At 37.2% G+C, this 2,183-nt stretch carries 1 protein-coding gene; it reads left to right on the top strand.

The window, feature by feature from the left end; genetic code table 11:
• Positions 1–325: 325 nt before the first annotated feature.
• Entirely contained in the window at positions 326–1,615 is a 1,290-nt protein-coding gene (locus BWI44_RS00865) for a site-specific integrase (protein ID WP_286810417.1), read from the top strand.
• Positions 1,616–2,183: the final 568 nt, after the last annotated feature.

Genomic DNA, 2,183 nt, shown 5'->3' with positions numbered 1-2,183 from the left:
ACGCTAAAAACAAATTTCCTAAATTCAAAAGAATTCGTTATTTTTTTATCTTTTCGGGTAAAAATATGGCAAATTCTCCTTTATCGTGAAAACATATCTCTATTCTACACGCTTTTGCGAGCCAAAGGTAGATATTTTATTGACATCTACAAACAAAATAAAGCTTTTTTTTTATGCTTTTCAACGAAAATGCATAAATACAAACTTTTTTATAGCTTTCTTATGGATTCTTATTGAAAATAAGATGGGCACTCTTTGTTTATATATCACTATAATCTTGATAATTATGGAACAATTACCACTAAACTGAAAGGAAGAAAAAGAAATGAAAATTAGATTCAATCTAAAGCAGGTCAGTGAAAAGAATAAACTGACGCAAATAATGCTTGTGACAACTATCAATAAACGGAGAATCAGAGTTTATACAAAACTCCGTGTAGAGCCACAGTATTGGAATCATGAAATATATCGATGCTATCAGAACGGAGGCTTGAACATACGGGAGAGGCTTCGGTTGAAATATATTAATGAACAAATTGATAATTTAGTAACGTCTTTATGCGAAATGGACGAACAACTTGCCATGAAGGGAGAGTACCTGTCGGCTGCTGTTGTCCGGCAAATCGTTGATAAAAACCAGCAGAAGGAACAACTTTTGCAAAATCCGATTGCTTGTCTGAGAAGATTGGTTGGCGAGTATGAAAAGAATGTAAATCGCAAAGGAAAGCGTGGCATTGAAAGTACCAAGGCTACCTACCTCACTGCGTTGGGGCGTCTGGAAGATTACGACAAGCAACGGAAAGTGCCGATCGGTTCGTTCGACGACTTCAATAAAAAGTTCTTTGTTGATTTCACCAACTACCTTTACGAGTACAGTTATGGGAAAACCGGAAAGCATTATACTCAGAATACAATCATCAATACGCTGAAAGTAATCAAGAATCTGTTGCATCGTGCTTATGACAGCGAGATGACAACCAACAACTATTTCTTGAAAGTTCAGACTACACTGCCTGCTGATTCGAGTGAACAGATTTATCTGCAAGAGAAGGAGATCCAGAAGCTTTCTTTGGCAAAGACAGAGAGTGACCAAGAGCGTGAGGTAAGGGATGCTTTTATTATTGCCTGTTATACAGCATTAAGGATTAGTGATATACAGCAGTTGAATAAAGCAACCGTACGGAAGGGAGTAATATCGCTCTACCAAAAAAAGACGAAAGAGCTGGTTGAAATTCCGATATTGAAGGAAATAGCGCCACTGATTGAACATTATCAACAGATTGGCTTTCCGGTTATAAATAAGGTGAAGGCCAACAAAATCATTAAGGTTCTTGCCGCGCGATGCGGTATTAATGAGGCTGTTAGCCGTAAGGAGTACCGTGGTGGAGAAACTACCATCGTGACAATTCCGAAATACGAATTGATAAGCTTCCATACGGCCAGAAGAAGTTGTGTGACCAATCTTTATAAACGTGGCTATCCGATTAACTACGTGATGTCGCTTTCCGGACATCGTTCTTTCCAAGCATTTCAGCGCTATATGAGAGCATCGAGTAAAGAACTGATGACTGATTTCGTCCGGTTACTGAAAAAAGAAAAAGCTATCCTAGCTTAGAGTCTTAAGAAAAAGAGTGCCCTTTTACACATACATGTGTATGTCTTGCTCCGTACCAAGTCTATGTCAAGTCCGTACCAGCTCCATGTAGAGGTACTTTTATACGGAGCAAGTACGGATCTGGTATGGACTTGACTCGGTCCAGGTACGGTTTGGTTCCCTTATTGCGTTAGTTGATTATTATCGAGAGTCTTCTCTCCAAGAGTCATCGAAGGAATTATTTACTTAGCTGTAAATAAGATTTTTATTGCCGGTGTCTGATAATGGTGCTAACTCAATTTGTAGCAATAGGAGTTTTCTCGTTTGGCTACCTCGTTATGTTTTGATAATAAGCATGTTACCATATTATATTGCTATATAATATGGTGCCAGAATAAAGTGCCAATATATATAAATAGTTTGAAATGCCATTAACTATCAATGGCACAACTACTTAATTACTAAACCTATACATCGTTTAATACTATTTCCTGGAAATTCTATTCTTTCCCTATTTTCTCCTCTTACTTATTATTAGTATCCAGATATTCAACGAAATACACTAAAAATATATTTAGGAAATTTGTTT

Origin of the sequence: Bacteroides sp. Phil13 (assembly GCF_001940965.1) — a bacterium.
In the GTDB taxonomy this organism is placed as follows: Bacteria; Bacteroidota; Bacteroidia; order Bacteroidales; family Bacteroidaceae; genus Bacteroides; species Bacteroides intestinalis.
This window is presented reverse-complemented; position numbering and strand designations above follow the sequence as displayed.

Bases quoted from the DNA above. Each gene is read 5' to 3' on its own strand.
- BWI44_RS00865 (WP_286810417.1), top strand. From the start codon at position 326: ATGAAAATTAGATTCAATCTAAAGCAGGTCAGTGAAAAGAATAAACTG.